This window comes from Achromobacter sp. 1011791174 (assembly GCF_059760925.1).
The window spans coordinates 1-201 of the sequence record NZ_JCBANH010000221.1; the positions used below are offsets into that span (position 1 = coordinate 1).

Here is a 201-nt window from a genome sequence, read left to right on the forward strand (position 1 = left end):
ACCCGGACAAGCTGGTGGAGATCATCGCCGGTCTGGAGGCGACGTTCGGCGGGATCAATCTGGAGGACATCAAGGCGCCGGAGTGCTTCACGGTGGAGCGCAAGCTGCGCGAGCGTATGAAGATCCCGGTGTTCCACGATGACCAGCATGGCACGGCGATCTGCGTGTCGGCGGCGTTCATCAATGGCCTGAAGGTGGTGG

General features: G+C 62.7%; 1 pseudogene. It reads left to right on the top strand.

What is annotated here, in order from left to right:
* Positions 1-201, top strand: a pseudogene (locus AC6LJ5_RS30400) (hypothetical protein); the annotation flags it as partial.